18 protein-coding genes, 1 tRNA gene and 1 pseudogene are annotated in these 17493 nt (G+C 60.1%); 11 read left to right on the plus strand and 9 right to left on the minus strand.

What is annotated here, in order from left to right:
- Nucleotide 1 precedes the first annotated feature (1 nt).
- The 4 genes from V3W27_RS21935 to V3W27_RS21950 all read left to right on the plus strand — a co-directional run bounded on the left by V3W27_RS21935 (nt 2) and on the right by V3W27_RS21950 (nt 1822).
- Nucleotides 2-421 carry a hypothetical protein gene (locus tag V3W27_RS21935; protein ID WP_330207540.1) on the plus strand — a complete coding sequence of 140 codons (420 nt, stop codon included), beginning with the start codon at nt 2-4 and terminating at the stop codon, nt 419-421.
- Between the two features lie 64 nt (nt 422-485).
- On the plus strand, nt 486-908 hold the full coding sequence (locus V3W27_RS21940; protein ID WP_330207541.1) for a cell wall hydrolase: 423 nt from the start codon (nt 486-488) through the stop codon (nt 906-908).
- Nucleotides 908-1447 (plus strand): lysis system i-spanin subunit Rz, encoded by a 540-nt coding sequence (locus V3W27_RS21945; protein ID WP_330207542.1) that lies wholly within the window; start codon nt 908-910, stop codon nt 1445-1447. Before V3W27_RS21940 ends, V3W27_RS21945 begins: the two co-directional genes overlap by 1 nt.
- Before the next feature lie 144 nt (nt 1448-1591).
- Complete coding sequence (locus V3W27_RS21950) at nt 1592-1822, plus strand: hypothetical protein (RefSeq protein ID WP_098968401.1); 231 nt, start codon at nt 1592-1594, stop codon at nt 1820-1822.
- On the opposite strand, the pseudogene V3W27_RS21955 reads toward V3W27_RS21950, so the two are convergent.
- From V3W27_RS21955 to V3W27_RS21970, 4 genes and pseudogenes are all read right to left on the minus strand, one after another.
- Nucleotides 1823-2502, minus strand: a pseudogene (locus V3W27_RS21955) (SOS response-associated peptidase family protein).
- Nucleotides 2503-2525: 23 nt separating this feature from the next.
- Nucleotides 2526-3251 carry a hypothetical protein gene (locus tag V3W27_RS21960; RefSeq protein ID WP_330207543.1) on the minus strand — a complete coding sequence of 242 codons (726 nt, stop codon included), beginning with the start codon at nt 3249-3251 and terminating at the stop codon, nt 2526-2528.
- A gap of 371 nt (nt 3252-3622) precedes the next feature.
- Nucleotides 3623-3832, minus strand: a complete 210-nt coding sequence (locus tag V3W27_RS21965) for a hypothetical protein (RefSeq protein WP_103367493.1) — start codon at nt 3830-3832, stop codon at nt 3623-3625.
- A 212-nt stretch (nt 3833-4044) separates the two neighbouring features.
- Nucleotides 4045-4132 (minus strand) — tRNA-Ser (locus V3W27_RS21970).
- Between the two features lie 123 nt (nt 4133-4255).
- Between V3W27_RS21970 and V3W27_RS21975 the strand changes: the two genes are divergently transcribed.
- The gene (locus V3W27_RS21975) at nt 4256-4927 is read left to right on the plus strand and encodes a Bax inhibitor-1/YccA family protein (protein ID WP_027613775.1); all 672 of its coding nucleotides are present in this window, start codon (nt 4256-4258) and stop codon (nt 4925-4927) included.
- A 63-nt stretch (nt 4928-4990) separates the two neighbouring features.
- Here V3W27_RS21975 and V3W27_RS21980 read toward each other — a convergent pair whose 3' ends face one another.
- Nucleotides 4991-5317, minus strand: coding sequence for a YceK/YidQ family lipoprotein (locus V3W27_RS21980; RefSeq protein ID WP_247269078.1), 327 nt, complete (start codon nt 5315-5317; stop codon nt 4991-4993).
- 60 nt (nt 5318-5377) lie between these two features.
- Nucleotides 5378-5815, minus strand: coding sequence for an Lrp/AsnC family transcriptional regulator (locus tag V3W27_RS21985; RefSeq protein WP_027613772.1), 438 nt, complete (start codon nt 5813-5815; stop codon nt 5378-5380).
- Between the two features lie 150 nt (nt 5816-5965).
- Between V3W27_RS21985 and V3W27_RS21990 the strand changes: the two genes are divergently transcribed.
- Nucleotides 5966-6862, plus strand: a complete 897-nt coding sequence (locus V3W27_RS21990; protein WP_027613771.1) for a DMT family transporter — start codon at nt 5966-5968, stop codon at nt 6860-6862.
- On the opposite strand, the gene V3W27_RS21995 is transcribed toward V3W27_RS21990, so the two are convergent.
- From V3W27_RS21995 to V3W27_RS22005, 3 genes are all read right to left on the minus strand, one after another.
- Nucleotides 6849-8738 (minus strand): acyltransferase family protein, encoded by a 1890-nt coding sequence (locus V3W27_RS21995; protein WP_330207544.1) that lies wholly within the window; start codon nt 8736-8738, stop codon nt 6849-6851. The two genes, V3W27_RS21990 and V3W27_RS21995, sit on opposite strands and share 14 nt — an antisense overlap.
- Nucleotides 8739-8818: 80 nt before the next feature.
- Nucleotides 8819-9859 (minus strand): FUSC family protein, encoded by a 1041-nt coding sequence (locus V3W27_RS22000; protein WP_330207576.1) that lies wholly within the window; start codon nt 9857-9859, stop codon nt 8819-8821.
- 46 nt (nt 9860-9905) lie between these two features.
- The gene (locus V3W27_RS22005) at nt 9906-11531 is read right to left on the minus strand and encodes an NADP-dependent glyceraldehyde-3-phosphate dehydrogenase (RefSeq protein ID WP_330207545.1); all 1626 of its coding nucleotides are present in this window, start codon (nt 11529-11531) and stop codon (nt 9906-9908) included.
- Nucleotides 11532-11904: 373 nt separating this feature from the next.
- Between V3W27_RS22005 and V3W27_RS22015 the strand changes: the two genes are divergently transcribed.
- The 5 genes from V3W27_RS22015 (at nt 11905) to V3W27_RS22035 (ending at nt 17488) form a co-directional block, all read left to right on the plus strand.
- Nucleotides 11905-12258: a c-type cytochrome gene (locus V3W27_RS22015; RefSeq protein ID WP_247269081.1), complete on the plus strand. Its 354-nt coding sequence runs from the start codon at nt 11905-11907 to the stop codon at nt 12256-12258.
- A 76-nt stretch (nt 12259-12334) separates the two neighbouring features.
- The gene (locus tag V3W27_RS22020) at nt 12335-13663 is read left to right on the plus strand and encodes a D-arabinono-1,4-lactone oxidase (RefSeq protein WP_330207577.1); all 1329 of its coding nucleotides are present in this window, start codon (nt 12335-12337) and stop codon (nt 13661-13663) included.
- Between the two features lie 74 nt (nt 13664-13737).
- Nucleotides 13738-14946: a DSD1 family PLP-dependent enzyme gene (locus tag V3W27_RS22025; RefSeq protein ID WP_330207578.1), complete on the plus strand. Its 1209-nt coding sequence runs from the start codon at nt 13738-13740 to the stop codon at nt 14944-14946.
- 274 nt (nt 14947-15220) lie between these two features.
- On the plus strand, nt 15221-15832 hold the full coding sequence (locus V3W27_RS22030) for a transposase (RefSeq protein ID WP_007969141.1): 612 nt from the start codon (nt 15221-15223) through the stop codon (nt 15830-15832).
- A 57-nt stretch (nt 15833-15889) separates the two neighbouring features.
- Entirely contained in the window at nt 15890-17488 is a 1599-nt protein-coding gene (locus tag V3W27_RS22035) for a ShlB/FhaC/HecB family hemolysin secretion/activation protein (protein WP_330207546.1), read from the plus strand.
- The last annotated feature ends 5 nt before the right edge of the window (nt 17489-17493 follow it).

Below are 17493 nucleotides of genomic sequence, written 5' to 3' on the forward strand. Positions count from 1 at the left end.
TATGCCTTACGCAATTACCCCCACTGGCTGGCGGGCGATCAACCCAGAAATGGAACTGCTGGAGGGCGAAACCTTCGTCGACGAAATTCCACAGTCCCTGATCGATGCCATCGCCGAGCAGGAACTCCTGCGCGACACAACGGCGATTCTCAACGCCAGAACGCGCCTTGCAACCGCCCAAGTCACTGCGCTGCAAAGCCGGGTCGACGCAATCAATGATGCCATTGATGGTGATTACGCGCTGCCCGAGGAGGTCGACGAGAAGCCGCTGCGGGTAGCGTCGCTGGCGGCCTGGAAGAAATACCGCGTTTTGTTGGGGCGCGTGACCGGCCTGCCTGTTTGGCCAGACGCTCCAACTTGGCCGGATCAGCCTGAGCCGTACAACGAAGAAACCACCGTGGCCCGAGCAACCCAGTCTTGAGTTGATCGCCGCGGCAGACCGCAACCCGCCATCGAGCGGGTATTTTTTTGCCTGGAGAAAAGTGATGCCTGTAACCGAAAAAGACCGCGACATACTCGCTCGCACGCTGTGGGGCGAGTCCCGTGGGGAAGGAACTGCCGGCCAAATCGCCGTGGCCTGGACGATCCGCAACCGGGTGTTCGACGGCAAGACCAATTCGTGGTGGGGCGAGGGCTACGCCGGCGTGTGCCAGAAGCCGTACCAATTCAGCTGCTGGAACAAGACCGACCCGAACTATCAATTCCTGATCGGCGTGAAGCAGATTCCGTTCCGCGAGCTGGCGCAATGTCGGATCGCTGCTGATCAGGTGATCGACGGCAAGGTGCCGGATCCCACCGGCGGCGCCACTCACTACTACGCCACCAGCATCAAAGCGCCAGCCTGGGCGGCGAAGGCCAAGCAGACGCTCAAGTTGGGCGGGCACGTGTTCTTCCGGGATGTGCCGTAATGGTCGTGCCGTGGAAAGCGGTGGGCGCGCTGGCGCTGGTGCTGGTCGGCGCCGGCAGCGCCTGGCAGTTTCAGGATTGGCGTTTCGGCAAGCAGTTGGCCGAACAGGCCCAGCAGCACGCCGAAACCCTCAATCAACTGACCCTGGCCTCCGCCACCGCGCAGCAGGCCGAGCAGGACAAGCGTTTGGCGCTCGAGCAGCAACTGGCGGCCAGCGAGCAAACCCACTTCAGGAAAATGACCGATGCCCAACGTGACCAAGATCGCCTGCGCGATCGCCTTGCCACTTCTGATTTGCGGCTGTCAGTCCTCCTCGACGCAACCGATGCTGCCAAAGGCTGCGGTGTGCCAGCCACCGCCGGCGCCGCCGGCGTGGATCATGCAGCCGTACGAGCCCGACTTGACCCAGCGCATGCTCAACGAATTATCGCCATCACCGACGAAGGCGACCGGGGGCTGATCGCGCTGCAGGCTTGCCAGGCCTACATCCGCACACTGAGTGATGGCTCGGCGCTATCGTTGCGAGGTGAGCACCGGTAAACCATCATTTATATTCGATCTGGATGATGCGGGCACATGGACAAGCAACTGGCTGGCTACTCAATTGTGATGACGATTATCTGGGTTTCAGTCGTTCTTTCTGTCATTTATTGGATGTCGTAGTGAAGGTAATAGGTGGCTGATGTGGAAGGCGTGGTGCTGAGCGAGAAGATGCAAAGAGAGGCCGATCGGCTGCTGGCGCAGATTGTCCGGGCCGATTCGATGATCATCGCTGTGAAGGCGGGAGCACGGGCGGATGGCTTCGTGCTTGGACTGGAAACCGGCGGGGCTTTGCGCGCCGGCGATGCTGAAAGGCTGTACATCATTTTCGAAGCCGCCTTGGTGGAGCGGCTGAAAACGCTGACGCACAGTTGATCAATCGATGGGTTTAATCAGATCCGGGCCCTGATTCCGAACATTCCCCACGGCCCGATCAACCTTGAACCACTCGAAAACCTCTGTCGGTTCGCCCTGGTGCAGAACCATCTGTTCGGCGCGTTCTTTCGGCGTGGCCGGATCCAACCATTCCCGTGCGAGTTCAGGCGATAACGCCACCGGCCGCCGGTCGTGGATATCGACCATTCCCCCGGCGCTGTCGGCTGTAATGATCACAAAGCCGTCGTGCTCGCCCGGGTCGTGCTCTTCGTTCGGATATTGGCCGATGGCGGCACACAGGATTGGTGACTGGTCCCGGTGCCTGATCAAATAGGGCTGCTTTTTCGGCCCGCCTTCGTCGACCCACTCGAACCAGTTGTTGATGGCTATGATCGCCCGGTGCGGCCAGATCGCGCGGAAGAACGGACCGTGGGCGACTTTCTCGACCCTAGCGTTGATCGGTGCGGCGCGGTCTTTTGCCCAGTGCGGTCGCCATCCCCACCGAACCATGTCCGCGTGCAAGAATTGGCCTTCTTGGTGAAAAAGGGCGAGCTGGGCTTCGGCGCGGCGTTGTACCGCTCGAAACGCTGATCCCCGGTCGAATTGACCAGGGCGTTCGGCATGCTCAGCGCTGCCACGAAGTCGTGAATGCCACTGTACTGGGATAGTCGTCCGCATATTGCCCGATCCTCGCATGGTTTCTTCAGCGTAGACCCGCGGGCGCGGGCTTCGTCACAAAACCTTTTCCGGAGCAGGTTGGGCAGTCTTCCCGGGCGCCAAACTGATCGAGGCAGGCAGGGCACATGCAGAAGGCCGCCGACTCAATGTGAGGTCGCACCTTTTCAAAAGCGCGTAGGTCTCGCTCTTCTTTGGCGATTTGAGCCGCATCAACCAGAGCGCGGTAAGCGTCTGGATCATCCATTGGCTTGTAATCAACCCCGCGAACAACCCGCTCGGTTTCAACGAGCTGGTACCGGCGCCCATTCAGTTCCAGAAACAGGCCCGAGATTGTCCCGATCTTTCGGGAAAGCCCCAAGGTCAGCCGCACTCCGTCCGCGCCAGAGTAAACCTTGCCGTCGTAGGGAAACGAGGCGCCGCGTGGTTCGTCGCTTTCGAAGTTGAAGATGGAACGGCTGATATTGCCAAGCAGCCTACCGGTGTCGACCTGCACGACATCGTAGGTCGACGCTCCGCGGTACTGGCCCGGCGAGTTTTGCAGCTCTTCTACAGAATGCCAGTAGGCGGCATCTGCCATCTCGTTCATATCGAACTGCTCAAGCTGGTCGATCAGTCCCTCTGTATGCAGGGCGTCCGCCATTTGATGAAGCGTTTCCCGGTGTGCCTCCGGGTTCTGCATGCGAAAGTCCTGGTCGTCTAGAGTCGCGCGCCATTGCTGGAGCCGAAGGGATTTGGCTTGGTCGAAATTCATGGAAGGAGATTCGCTGCACAGGAACTGTATGCATGTACAGTAATCGAGGAGCGCTATGTGAGCGAGGGGAAGGCGACGAGCTGTAAAAAGCGCTGGGTGCCTTGATCAAAAAAAGTTGTACATATAGATTAATTTTGTACGGCTTTTTTGGGCAAAAAACATGACACCGCTGGATAGGCTTTTGAATTGGCATGCAGAATGGTCGATTTCGAATGCAACCATAAGGTGCAAGCGCTGTGGCGCTTCTCAGCAAGAAAATGCTAAATCGGAGCGATTTGAGCATTCTTCGACCTGCACTCTTTACGGCTCAAGCATCAGTCCTTGGCAAGCGCTTTACGAAGTGACATCGGCCTTTCACCGGGTTGAGCCGGTCAATCAGGAGCCATCAAGACCGCCAGGCTCATCTTGATAAATTCCTCATTCTTGTCGATTGTCCAGAGTGCGCCACGCACGTTCTCGGCTACTTCTGCCGATCCGCGCTGTTCGACCCAGTTGGACAGCTCCATGATGGCGGCTTCGAGGGCGAGCTGGTTTTCGTTGATCTTGAAGAGCAGGGAAGGGAGCAGGTCGGAGTTGGGCATTTTGGTTTCCTTGGCAGCCAAGGAATCAGCGTAGCACCGTGTTACATGAAGAGTGTTTTAACGATTGGCAGGACGCCGGAGAGGGGGGGGAATCGGTCGGAGTTATGGAACGCGTCCACAAAAGTTATGGAACACATACCGAAAGGCAGAAATTTTCGTAAGCGCCAGAAACGACAAAGCCCTGAATAATCAGGGCTTTGTCGTATCAAATATGGCGGAGGCGATGGGATTCGAACTCATGGACCTGTTACAGTCGACGGTTTTCAAGACCGTTGCCTTAAACCACTCGGCCACACCTCCGTTTGCGTTGCGGGCGCCATAATACCTGAATGAAACACACTGTCAAACTCTGTGCATGGCTTGTTACAGAGCGTCTGTTATGATCTTTGCCACTGAACGTTTCAAACCAACAGGAGTGTCGCCATGCGCGAACAGGATTACGCAGTTCACAACAGCGTGCAGGCTGAGCAGCTAGAGGTTAGCCGCGTCCTGCGCAACACATACGGCTTGCTGGCGCTCACCCTCGCATTCAGCGGTGTGATGGCTTTCGTGGCGCAGCAGATGCGTGTCGGCTACCCGAACATTTTCGTGGTGCTGATCGGCTTCTACGGGCTGTTCTTCCTCACCAACAAACTCCGTGATTCCGCGTGGGGCCTGGTGTCCGCCTTTGCGCTGACCGGTTTCATGGGTTTCCTGCTCGGCCCGATCCTCAACCGTTACCTGGGCATGCAGGGCGGCGCAGAAGTGGTCAGTTCGGCATTCGCCATGACCGCGCTGGTGTTCGGTGGTCTCTCGGCCTATGTGCTGATCACCCGCAAGGACATGAGCTTCCTCGGTGGTTTCATCACCGCCGGTTTCTTCGTGTTGCTGGGTGCAACGCTGGCGAGCATGTTCTTCCAGATCAGCGGCCTGCAACTGGCGATCAGCGCCGGTTTCGTGCTGTTCTCGTCGGTGTGCATTCTGTTCCAGACCAGCGCGATCATCCACGGTGGCGAGCGCAACTACATCATGGCAACCATCAGCCTGTATGTATCGATCTACAACCTGTTCATCAGCTTGTTGCAGATCTTCGGCATCATGAGCCGCGACGACTGATCGCTGTTGTGAAATAACGAAAAACCCGCTTCGGCGGGTTTTTTGTTGTCTGCGAAAAGCGGATCAGTTGATCACGATGCTGCCATCGGCCTGTTGCTTGTAAATCGTGTAGGGCAGCAGAAACGTATCCAGCACACCTGAGACTGCTGCATCGACCACCAGGCCAAGGGAGGCGTTATTGTAATTGAACGCGTCGACGTCATCCGGCTTTTCGGCGTGCAGCATGCAGAAGTCGTAGGTTGCACCGCTGTAAATGCGCGGAACAGCGCCGCAGTAGCTCTTCTTGGTCTTCAGCTGGTCCACAGAAGCCTTGTCGCTGAGCACGACGGTCTGCACCGTCCCGCACCCGCTGAGCATCAACACTGTCAGCATCACTGCCTGAATTCTCATTACCGCCCAATCCTTTCGCCGGGAAAACCTCAATCTACGCCGCGCAGGCGCAAAAAGCACTCACGCCATCGGCGGTAACCGGCGTTTGACCGGGGTTTTCTTGACGATCGCGGTGTTGGTTTCGGCCAGCGTATTGAGGCGGTCGAGCAGGGTGTCCAGCTGTTCCATCGAACGCACATGCAATCGGGCGATGAAGCAGTCCTCGCCCGTGACCTTGTCGCACTCGGTGAACTCCGGGATCGACATGATCTGCCGTTCCACCTCCTGCAATTGCCCCGGCAGTGGTCGCACCCGGACGATGGCCTGGAGTTGATAACCAAAGCATTTGGGGTCGATCTCGACGGTATAGCCCTTGAGCACGCCGCGCTCCTCCAGGCGGCGCAGGCGTTCGGCCACGCTGGGTGAGGACAGGCCGCTGATTTGCGCCAATGCCTTGAGCGAGCGACGCGAGTCGTCCATCAAGGCGCTGATGAGGATCTGGTCGATATCGTCGGTCATGGGGCAACTCCGGTATTAGGCATTTGAGGGCAACCACCCACGATAAAAAAGGCAGAAATCGAGTTTAGCCTGCTTTTTGCGCTGGAGGCGCTCGTGGTCGGCTTGGCATACTTTTGCCACGCTTTCGTCAAACGCTTAGGGAGATCGATGATGGACAACACAATCCGCCGTGGTTCATTGGAAATGACCGCCGCCATGCTGATTTCCGGGACCATCGGCTGGTTCGTGCTGGTGTCCGGGCAACCGGTGCTGGATGTGGTGTTCTGGCGTTGCGTGTTCGGCGCCGGCACCTTGCTGCTGATATGCGCGGCGTTCGGCTTCTTGCGTCCGGGCATTCTGACCCGCACCACGTTCCTGCTCGCGGTGCTCAGTGGGGTGGCGATTGTCGGCAACTGGGTGTTGTTGTTCGGCTCCTATTCCCGGGCCTCGATTGCCATCGGGACGGCGGTCTACAACGTGCAGCCGTTCATGCTGGTCGGCTTGGCGGCGCTGTTTCTCGGCGAGAAAATCACCTTGCAAAAGCTGTTCTGGCTGGCGATTTCCTTTCTCGGCATGCTGGCGATCGTCAGTGCCCATGGCGGGCAGGGCGAGGGCGGTAGCGAATATCTGCTGGGGATTGCGCTGGCGTTGGGGGCGGCGTTGCTCTACGCGATGGCGGCGCTGATCATCAAGCGACTGACCGGCACGCCGCCGCATCTGATCGCGCTGATCCAGGTCTGCACCGGAGTGCTGTTGCTCGCGCCGTTCGCGCACTTCAACGGCCTGCCGCAAACCAACGGAGCCTGGGCCAGTCTGGTGACGCTGGGCATCGTCCACACCGGCCTGATGTACGTGCTGCTGTACGGTGCGATCCAGAAACTGCCGACTGCCCTGACCGGTGCGCTGTCCTTCATCTACCCGATTGCGGCGATTTTCGTCGACTGGTTCGCCTTCGGCCATCGCCTGCAGATCCTGCAGTGGATCGGGGTGGCAGCGATTCTGCTGGCCGCCGCCGGGATGCAACAGGGCTGGGGCCTGAAAGCCCGGCGCCAGCTCAAATCGGTTTGATCAGATCCTTGAACAGGCCTTTGAGCTGTTGATTGCCGGCATCCACCAGATGATTGTCGTCAAAGTACAGCGGCACGCCGTCCATGGAGCCCATGCAATTGCCGTTGGGGCACAGGTACGGCGTCGGGTCGATCACCGTCGCGTTGCAGCGGCTGGCGGCGGCTTCGATGGTTGCGATGGCGATGCGGTTGCGCTTTTCATAGGCCTGCAACGGCAAGGAAATGTCTGTGTTTTGCCGGAACAAGCGCTGATTCAGATTCAAGCCCTTGTAGACGCTGAAAGGCATCTCCGGGATCGGTTTGACGATGTACACCGGATGGTTTTCCGCGATCGAGCAGACCGTGCTGACGTACTCTTCGGTATACGCTTCGGCAAACGTGGCCTGGCGCTCGGGAAAGGAAATCCGGTAGCTGTTTTCCCGGCCTGAATCCGCGTACAGCGCCGCACGGCTGAACAGCACCACCGGCACCCCGGCGTACGCGGTTTTCAGTTGTTGCAGCTTTTCCTGATTGAAGCCCCGGCACTGGCTTTCGACGGTCTTGTCGTGCATGGCGAAGTGCGTCAGGGTCGGGCAACCGCCCCGTGACCATGACAGTGCCGCCTGAGGATTTTCCATCTGCACCGCCGCTGCGGTGGATTGCGCATGGCTGTCGCCGTACAGAATCACCGACACATCACCCGTGCCCAGTTTGCAATCCGCCGCCGCATAGGCATTCGGGTAGCACTCCTGCGGATACAGCTTGCTGGTGTATTCCGGCTGACCAAGTTCGACCAGTGCCGGGCGCCAGTCGGGGTGTTGCTTGACCAGCGACGACGTCGTTGCCGACACGGCCACCACCGCTACCGTCAGTGACGCGAACTTGATCACTGTTCGAGTAGCGCTCGTACCTTTTTTCACCTTCGATTCCACCAGATAGAAGGACAGGGTGCCGAGGGCGAACGAGGCGATGATTGCGCCAATCACATGCGGCCAGCTGCTCAACAGCCCGCACAGGTAAAGCAGTACCACCAGCGGCCAATGCCACAGGTACACCGAGTAGGAAATGCTCCCGACAAATTGCAGCGCAGGATTGCCGCTGAACATCGACCGGGTGTTGGCGTGAATCACCAGCATCGTCCCCAGCACCGGCACCAGTGCCAGGTAGCCCGGCCACAGATCCGCCTCAGAAAAAACCAGCACGCTGACGGCAATCGCCAGCAGGCCGAATCCTTCGCAAATCGCGCCGCCGCGCTGGCTCAATCGTAGTGGAAACAGAAAAACCAGGCCGCCAGCGATCATTTCCCAGGCGCGGGTGGGCAGCATGTAGAAGGCGAACGTCGGGTTGACGCGGGTCACGATGATGGACGCCAGCAGCGAAATCAGCGCCACGGCCAGCAAGGCAAAGCGAGTTTTATCGGTGCCGAAGAACCGGTGCAGCCCCATGATCAGCACGGGGTAAAGCAGGTAGAACTGCCATTCGACCGACAGCGACCAGGTATGCAGCAACCAGTTTTCATGCAGCGGCGCCGCGAAGTAATTGCCGCTTTGGGCAAAGCTGAAGTTCGAGCTGAACAGCAGACTGCTCTTGATCGTACGGATGGTTTCGCGCAAGTCATCCAGCGGCAGATAAAAGTAGCCGAAGATCAGCAGCGCAACGCACAGGACCAGCAGGGCGGGAATGATGCGGCGGGCGCGGGAGGCGTAGAAACCGAGGAGGGAAAAGTTCTGCTGCTGCACGCCATTGACGATGATGCCGGTCATCAGGAAGCCGGAGATGACGAAGAACACGTCTACGCCGACGAATCCGCCTTCAAACCCTGGCACCTTGAAATGAAACAGCACGACCGCGAGCACGGCCAGTGCCCGCAGGGCGTTGATACTCTTCCTGAATTGCATTTATGCGTCCATGTCACATCCATTGTGCGGCGCATTGTAGTGATGATGTCGGCTTTGTTACATGGGTTTTTTCCAACGGCTCAGATGTTCCAGCGTGGCGCAGTCATCGCCAGGCGTTGGCGCAGCTCGCCAATGTTCGCGACCAGTTGTCGGGTCAGTAACCGGTAACCGTCCAGCGTGTTGTAGACCGGGGTGTCGAGGCTCGCGTCAGGCAATTCCAGCGGGCGCTCCAGACGTTGCGTGGCGCCGGATTTCAAGGCCCGGGCCATGCCGATCAGTTGCACGCGGATCACCCGGTGCTCGGCCCGCAGTGCCGATTGCAGGTGTGCCATGGCGTCGGGGTCGTTGGCATCCGGGCGGGTGTTGCCGAGGATTTCCAGGGTACTGACGCACATTCGCAGGTTGCGTTGAATCGCGTCCAGCTCGGTCATGGAGATTTTCACTTCCTTGGACACCGAAGGCATCAGCGAGCGCAGTTGCACCATCACTGTGGTCACCCGGCCCATCAGCTTCAGATGTTCATCGGCGCTGACCGGTTGGCCGCTGATGATCCGCCCGTACAACGTGGCGCAGTCGCGCAAGGCATCGGCCAGGTTGTAGCGCCACGAATACACGGCGTACAGCGGCAGGGCGAAGGAAAATGCCAGGGCCAGGGCGATGCCGATCAGGATGTCGACCCCGCGCCACAAGCCGTCAGTGATCGGGTTGTCGCCATGTCCGGCAACGATGAACACGGTAATTGCCGAGAGCAGAGCGGTGTACCCGCCCTTGCCGATCGCGTGATAGGAGAAGAACCCGCAGACCACCGCCATGGCAAAGTAGGTCAGCCACGGCAGGCCCAGCCATGCCTGTTGCGCTACCAGCAGCAGACCGACGCCGGCACCGATCAGGGTGCCGGTGGCGCGTTCGGCGGCTTTCTTGCCGATGTTACCGTGGTGTTGCAGGCCGCCGATCACCACCAGCATGGTCACCGAAGCCCACTCGCCGTGGGGCAGGTTGATGCCGGTGGTCAGTAGGATGGTCGCCAGCAGCCCCAGCGCTACCCGCACCGCGTGAATCAGTCGGGCGTTCTGATAGCGGCGGTACGGGTCCAGCAACGGACGCAGGATTCGCCGCAGCAGCGGTGGCAGTCGTTGGGTGCTGAAGGTGCTCAGTGCAAAGTCCTCGTCAGAAGATGTAATCGGTGGTCAGGAAGCTCGAATCGCGGCCGCGAATGATTTCGCTGATCAGGTCCTTGTTGCTGTCCTGGAACTTGGTTGCCACCAGTGTGCGGATCGAAAACACCCGCAGGGCATCGTGTACCGACAGCGTGCCTTCGGCGGAGTTCTTGCGCCCGTTGAACGGGTAGGTGTCCGGGCCGCGCTGGCACTGGGCGTTGAGGTTGATCCGCCCGACCTGGTTGGCGAAAGTGTCGACCAGTCGGCCGATCGCCACCGGGTTGGTGCCGAACAGGCTCAGTTGCTGGCCGAAGTCCGATTCCAGCACGTAATCGATCACGGTATCGAGGTGACGGTACGGCACGATCGGCACCACCGGGCCGAACTGTTCTTCGTTGTACACGCGCATCTGCGGCGTCACCGGGTACAGCACGGCGGGGTAGAAGAACGACTCGCGACTCTCGCCGCCATTCGGGTTGACCACTTGTGCGCCCTTGCTCTGCGCGTCGGCCACCAGACCGTGCAGGTAATCGACCTTGCCCGACTCCGGCAGCGGCGTCAGTGCCACGCCGCTGTCCCATGGCATGCCCGGCTTGAGGGTGGCGAGTCTGGCGTTGAATTTTTCGATGAAGGCGTCGACCACGTCCTCGTGCACAAAGAGGATCTTCAGCGCGGTGCAGCGCTGGCCGTTGAACGACAGCGAACCGGTGACCGCTTCGCTGACCGCATTGTCCAGATCGACTTCCGGCAGGACGATGCCGGGGTTCTTCGCATCCAGGCCCAGCGCGGCGCGCAAGCGGTGTGGTTTCGGGTGCAGTTTTTTCAGGTCGCTGGCGGCCTTGTTGGTGCCGATGAAGGCGAAGATGTCGATCTTGCCGCTGGCCATCAGCGCGCTGACGGTTTCGCGGCCGCTGCCGTAGATCACGTTGATCACGCCGGTCGGGAAACTGTCGCGGAACGCTTCGAGCAACGGGCGGATCAGCAACACGCCGAGCTTGGCCGGTTTGAACACCACGGTGTTGCCCATGATCAGCGCCGGAATCAGCGTGGTGAAGGTTTCGTTCAGCGGATAGTTGTAAGGCCCCATGCACAGTGCCACGCCGAGCGGCACGCGGCGGATCTGGCCGAGGGTGTCCTGTTCCAGTTCGAAACGGCTGGAGCGACGGTCGAGTTCTTTCAGTGCATTGATGGTGTCGACGATGTAGTCGCAGGTGCGGTCGAACTCTTTTTCCGAGTCCTTGAGGTTCTTGCCGATCTCCCACATCAGCAGTTTGACCACGGCTTCGCGCTGCTGGCGCATCCGGCCGAGGAACGCTTCGACGTGCTGGATGCGTTCGGCCACGCGCATGGTCGGCCACAGGCCCTGACCACGATCGTAGGCACGCACGGCGGCGTCGAGGGCGGTGAGCGCGGTGTCGGCGTCGAGCAGTGGGGTGCTGCCGAGAATCACTTGTTCATCGCCGTTTTCGCCGTGCAGATACACCGGGCTGCGCACGGTGGCGAGTGGGCCGTCCCAGCGCCGCAGTTGGCCATCGACGAGGTATTCGCGCTGCTCGACCTGACCGTCGAGGCGGTATTTTTCCGGGATGTCGCTGACAGAAGGGAACAGATTGCCAAGGATGTTTGCTGTGGTCATGTCGCTACCCCGTGTTGATGTCCGTATTCAGATCAAAAAGTCTTTACAGGTTATACGCCTGAATGCGCCGACATTTAAACCCGCCAATGTCACGCGAATGTCACGCAGAGCCCCAGAGCAGAGCTCTGACTGGTTTATGAGATCCACTGTGGGAGCGGGCTTGCTCGCGAATGCGTCCTTTCAACTGACATCCTCATTTGCTGACACACCGCATTCGCGAGCAAGCCCGCTCCCACAGTTGAATCGGGTTGCCTGAACACTCTCTACTGGCCCCGTTTGCCCCCATCGTTGTCCGGCAATGCCCTCAACCCGCTGCCGTGCCTGCCTTAAGGTGTGATCACAACAAAAAGCGCTGCCACCCTCGAGGATCGTTATGCGGGCAATCCGACTCACTTTACTGCTGGCGCTGATGATGACGCTGTGCGGCTGCGACGAAAAATCCGCACCGCCGGCGACCACTCACAATGCCACACCCTCTGACCCGGCCCTGGCGCAGATCTACACCAACAGCTGCCAGCTGTGCCACGCCAACCCGGCCGCCAATGCGCCGCTGACTGGCGATCGTCAAGCCTGGGAACCACGCATCCGCCAGGGCGCCGACACGCTGCTCGACCACGCCATCAACGGCTACAACGGCATGCCGCCGATGGGCCAGTGCGTCGAGTGCACCGAAGAACAATTCCTGCAACTGATCGGCTTCATGGCCGACCAGCCCCTCCCACAATAAGGGCGTGCGCATGAGCATGGATCTGACACGGCGTCAGGTGTTGCAACGGGCAAGCATCGTCGGCGCGTTCAGTGCATTGGCGGCCAATCCCGCGCTGGGACAATTGATGCGCGCCCCGCGACTGATTCCCTGGCGCAACTGGTCGGGCGGGCAGAGTTGCCTGCCGGCGGCACGGCTGGCGCCGAAGAATCTTGATGAGCTGAGCGCTGCGATTCGCCAGGCCCAGGGCAAAATCCGCCCGGTCGGTTCGGCGCATTCGTTCAGCGCACTGGTGCCCACCGACGGCACTTTGCTGTCGCTGAGCTACTTCACCGGGCTGCTCGACCACGATCCGAACACCCTGCAGGCCGAATTCGGCGCCGGTACGCCAATGTCGCGCATGGGCGTACCGCTGAAGGACGTCGGCCAGGCCCTGCAGAACATGGCCGATATCGATTACCAGACTCTCGCCGGGGCAATTTCCACCTCGACCCACGGCACCGGGAAAACCTTTCAGTCGTACTCGGCGCATGTCTGCGGCCTGCAACTGGTGACGGCCAACGGCGAGGTGCTGGACTGCGACAGTCAGCGCCACCCGGAAGTGTTCAATTCCGCCCGGGTATCCCTTGGGGCACTGGGCGTGGCGACGAAAATCCGTCTGCAAAATCGCCCGGCCTACCGCCTGCGCGAACGCCAGTGGATCGCCAAGACCGAAGAGCTGCTGGAAGACCTCGACAAAAACACCCGGGAAAACCAGCACTGGGAAATGCTCGTCGTCACCCATTCCGACTACGCGCTGTCCATCGCCCTCAACGAAACCAGCGACCCGGCCACGCCGCCGATCCCGCCCGAAGAGGAGGGCGGCAACGAGTTCGTGACCCTGATCGAGAAGATCGACAAATACGGCAGCGACTTCCCCGAGTTGCGCCGCACGCTGCTCAACAGCCTGCGGCATATGGCGAGTTTCGATGATCGGGTCGGCGACTCGTTCGACATCTACGCCAACGTGCGCACCGTGCGCTTCAACGAGATGGAATACTCGGTGCCCGCCGAACACGGCCCGGCGTGTCTGCGTGAAATCCTCAAGCTGATTCAGGACAAGGACCTGCGCACCTGGTTTCCCATCGAGTACCGCTACGTCAAGGCCGACGACATTCCGCTGAGCATGTTCGAGGGCCGCGACAGCTGTTCGATCTCGGTGCACCAGCATTACCAGATGGATCATCACAACTTCTTCGCCGCGGTCGAGCCGATCTTCTGGAAGTACAACGGTCGCCCGCACTGGGGCAAGTTACACACGCTCAACGCGAAGAATCTGCAACCGCTGTATCCGCGCTGGCGCGAATTTGTTGACGTGCGCCAGGCGCTGGATCCGAGCGGGCGTTTTCTCAATGCGCATCTGTCGTCGATTCTGGGGGTGAGCTGATGGCGGTCAATCGACGCAATTTTCTCCTCGGCACGCTGGGTGTCGGCGCTTTGTTAGTGGGCGTGGGCGCCTGGCTGCGACCGAGTGATCGTGGTGGCCCGTACAGCGAGTATTTTCGCGCGCTGAATAAAGAGTTGAAGGACAACGGCCCGATGCGCCCGGTGTTGTTGATCGATCTGGATCGCCTCGATCACAACATCGACGTGGTGATGCAGTCGGTCAAACGCGGCGGCAAGCAATTGCGTCTGGTGGAAAAATCCCTGCCGTCGCCGGGCTTGTTGAGCTACATCGCGCAACGGGCCGGGACGCAAAAACTCATGTCGTTTCACCAGCCGTTTCTCAATCACGATGCTGTAGCGTTTCCGCAGTCCGACATCCTGCTCGGCAAGCCGTTGCCGGTGCGTTCGGCCGAGCTGTTTTATCAGACTCACAAAGGCCCGTTCGATCCTTCCAGGCAACTGCAATGGCTGCTCGACGGGCCTGTACGGCTGCAGCAATACCTGGCGTTGGCGCAAGGGCTGGGCACGCGGATGCGCATCAACATCGAACTGGATGTCGGCCTGCATCGCGGCGGGGTCAGTGATGTGAATGTGTTGGGGCAGATGCTCACGCTGATCAGCGCCAATCCACAGCATCTGCAGTTCGCCGGGTTCATGGGCTACGACCCGTTCGTGGGCATGGGCGTGCCGGGGATTCTCGGTTCGCCCGAGGAACTGTTCGCCAAGGTGATGGTGATTTATCAGCGCTGCGTCGATTTCACCCGCCAGCAGTATCCGACGTTGTGGAATGACAACCTGTGCCTGAACACCGCCGGCAGCCCGAGTTATCGCATCCATGAAAACGAGAAACTGAGCACTGAGGTGTCGGTGGGCACGGCGATGCTCAAACCGACGCATTACGACTTGCCGTCGCTGGTCGAACATGTGCCGGCGACCTACATCGCCACGCCGGTACTGAAAAGCACTGGCGCGGTGAACATTCCGGCGCTGGATGACAATTCCAAATTGTTTTCGTGGTGGGATCCGAATCAGCGGCAGACTTATTTCATCTATGGCGGCAACTGGATGGCCGAGTTCGAATCGCCGCCGGGGTTGCAGAGCAATGGGGTGTATGGGCGCAGTTCGAATCAAGAGATGGTCAACGGCTCCCACGCCGTCGGCCTGACCATCGAGGATCAAGTGTTTCTGCGCCCGACCCAGACCGAAGCTGTCCTCCTGCAATTCGGTGATCTGCTGGCGGTGCGTGACGGCAAGATCGTCGATACCTGGCCGGTCTACACCTGACCCAAAAACACCTCAGATCCCCCTGTGGGAGCGGGCTTGCTCGCGAAGGCGTCCTGTCAGTCAGCATCTATTTGACTGGCACACCGCATTCGCGAGCAGGCTCGCTCCCACAGGGTTTTGTGTTGTCTGTCAAATCTCGATCAATTTCTGTAATGAAGCTTTTATGACAAAAGTTCGGTAGCACATAGCCAGTCCGGTCATGCCTATGTAACGCGCTTGAGGGGCCCAACGGGGCGCTTTTCACAAGCCGAGGCGGGACGCCGGGAGTGAGGCAATGGGGACTATGGAACGCTACTCGAAAGTGGGCATGCAGGAACTCGATCAGCGCCTGTCGAAGATCGTCGAGGCCGCGCGCAAGAAGCCGGTTTCGGTATATCGCTACGGCGCGCCGTGGGTCTGGATCGTCTCGCAGGATGACTGGCAGGGCGCCTTGAAAGAGGTCTCCAGCTACATTCCGCCCGGCCATTCGCTGGTGTTGCTGCGCCCGCAGATCGACGACTTGCTCGATGCCCACCAAGGCTTGCTGCACGAACTCAATGCCGAACCGGGCATGCTCATCCCCGCGCAAACGGTCATGCACATCCTGCTCCTGCAACTGCTGTATTCGGTGCCCAGCGAGCAGCAACTGTATGAACAGCTCAATTACAACCTGCTGTTCCGCTGGTTCGTCGGTCTTGGCCTGAACCAGAAAGTCTGGAGCTTCAACGTCCTCAGTCGCGACATCGCCACGCTGCTCAACAACCCGCGTGCGGTGCAGCTCATCCAGAAAATCATCGGCGAAGTGTTCTGCGGTGCCTTGCTGCAAATGCCCGAGTTCTCGTTGAACTTCGCGCTGCTGCACACCTGGCTCGGCAAGCACAGCGGTGCCTCGACGGTCAGCAACTGACGCAACACACAAGGCGCGCGACAGCGCCAACAGGTCATCGCGAATTCAGGGGGTAGTGTGGATCAGATTTTCACGTCACGGCTGGCGCTGTGGGGCTGGCTGCTGGTGACGGCCGGCGCGCAACCGGCATTCGCCGAAGAGGCCGCCGAAAGCGTAGCGCCGCAACGTCTGGTGGACGTCAACGAATACTTCGTGCGCGGCAACACCGTGCTCGACGCCCGGGCAATTGAAGAAGCGGTGTATCCGTTTCTCGGCCCGCAAAAAGCCATGACTGACATCGAAGGCGCCCGCGATGCCTTGCAGAAGGTTTATCAGGAACGCGGCTACCAATCGGTGTTCGTCGAACTGCCGGAGCAAGCGGTGGCGGACGGCATCGTCTATCTGCAAGTCAGCGAAACCAAGGTCGGCCGGGTGCGTGTGGTCGGCGCCAAACACTATTCGCCGCTGGACATCCGCGACAACGTCCCGGCGCTGAAAGAGGGTGAGGTGCCGGACTTCGCCAAGGTTCAGGGCGAACTGGCGCAGCTCAATAAAACCCCGGGCCGCCAGGTCATGCCGCTGGTGCGCGAAGGTCAACGCCCCGGCACCATGGACGTCGATTTGCAGGTCGAAGACCAGAACCCGTGGAGCGCCAGCGTCGGCCTCAACAACGATTACAGCGCCGACACCGAGAAACTGCGCGCCGTGACCAGCCTCGGCTACAACAACCTGTGGCAGCTTGGTCACAGCATCAACCTGACGTACTTCACCGCACCGCAAGACACCGACAACGCCAAGGTCTGGTCGGCTTCCTACACCGCGCCGCTGAGCGAGCGCTGGAGCGTGCAATTCTCCGGTTATCAATCCGACAGCAATGTCGCCACCATCGGCGGCAGTAACGTGTTGGGCAAGGGGCACTCCTACGGGGTGTCGGCGATCTACACGCTGCCGTCCAGCGGCAGTTGGTCGAACTCGCTGTCGGCCGGTATCGACTTCAAGGACTTCGACGAACGCCTGACCCTGTCCGGCGAGAGCGACAAGGTGCCGCTGAAATACGCGCCGTTCACCTTCGCCTACAACGGCTTCCGCTATACCGAAAAAAGTCAGCTCGGTCTCGGCCTGAGCCTGGTTGCGGCCACTCGCAGCATCTTCGGCTACGGCAGCTCCGACGAAGACTTCGACTACAAACGCTACCGGGCCAACCCGAGTTTCGCCGTGCTCAAGGGCGACAGCAACTTCACCTGGACCTTCGACAACGACTGGCAGAGCGCGAGCAAAGGCGCGTTCCAGCTGGCGTCGGGGCCACTGGTCTCCAACGAACAGTTTTCCGCTGGCGGCGCGACCTCGGTGCGCGGCTATCTGGCGGCCGAGCGCACCGGCGATGACGGCGTGCTGCTCAGTCAGGAGCTGCGCACGCCGTCGCTGGCGAAATACGCCGGCAGCTGGATGCAGGAATGGCGCTTCTATGCCTTTGCCGAAGGCGCGCAACTGTACCTGCGCGACGAACTGCCGGACCAGGACGCCAGTTACGCCCTGGCCAGCGTCGGCCTCGGCACCCGCGCCAGCCTCAGCAAATGGCTGTCCGGCAGCCTCGACTGGGGCTACCCGCTACTCGAAGGGCCGAACACCTCGAAACAGGAATCGCGCCTGCACTTCAACCTTCAAGCCACTTTCTAAAGGAG

The organism is Pseudomonas sp. AM14(2022) (genome assembly GCF_036346455.1).
GTDB lineage: Bacteria > Pseudomonadota > Gammaproteobacteria > Pseudomonadales > Pseudomonadaceae > Aquipseudomonas > Aquipseudomonas putida_A.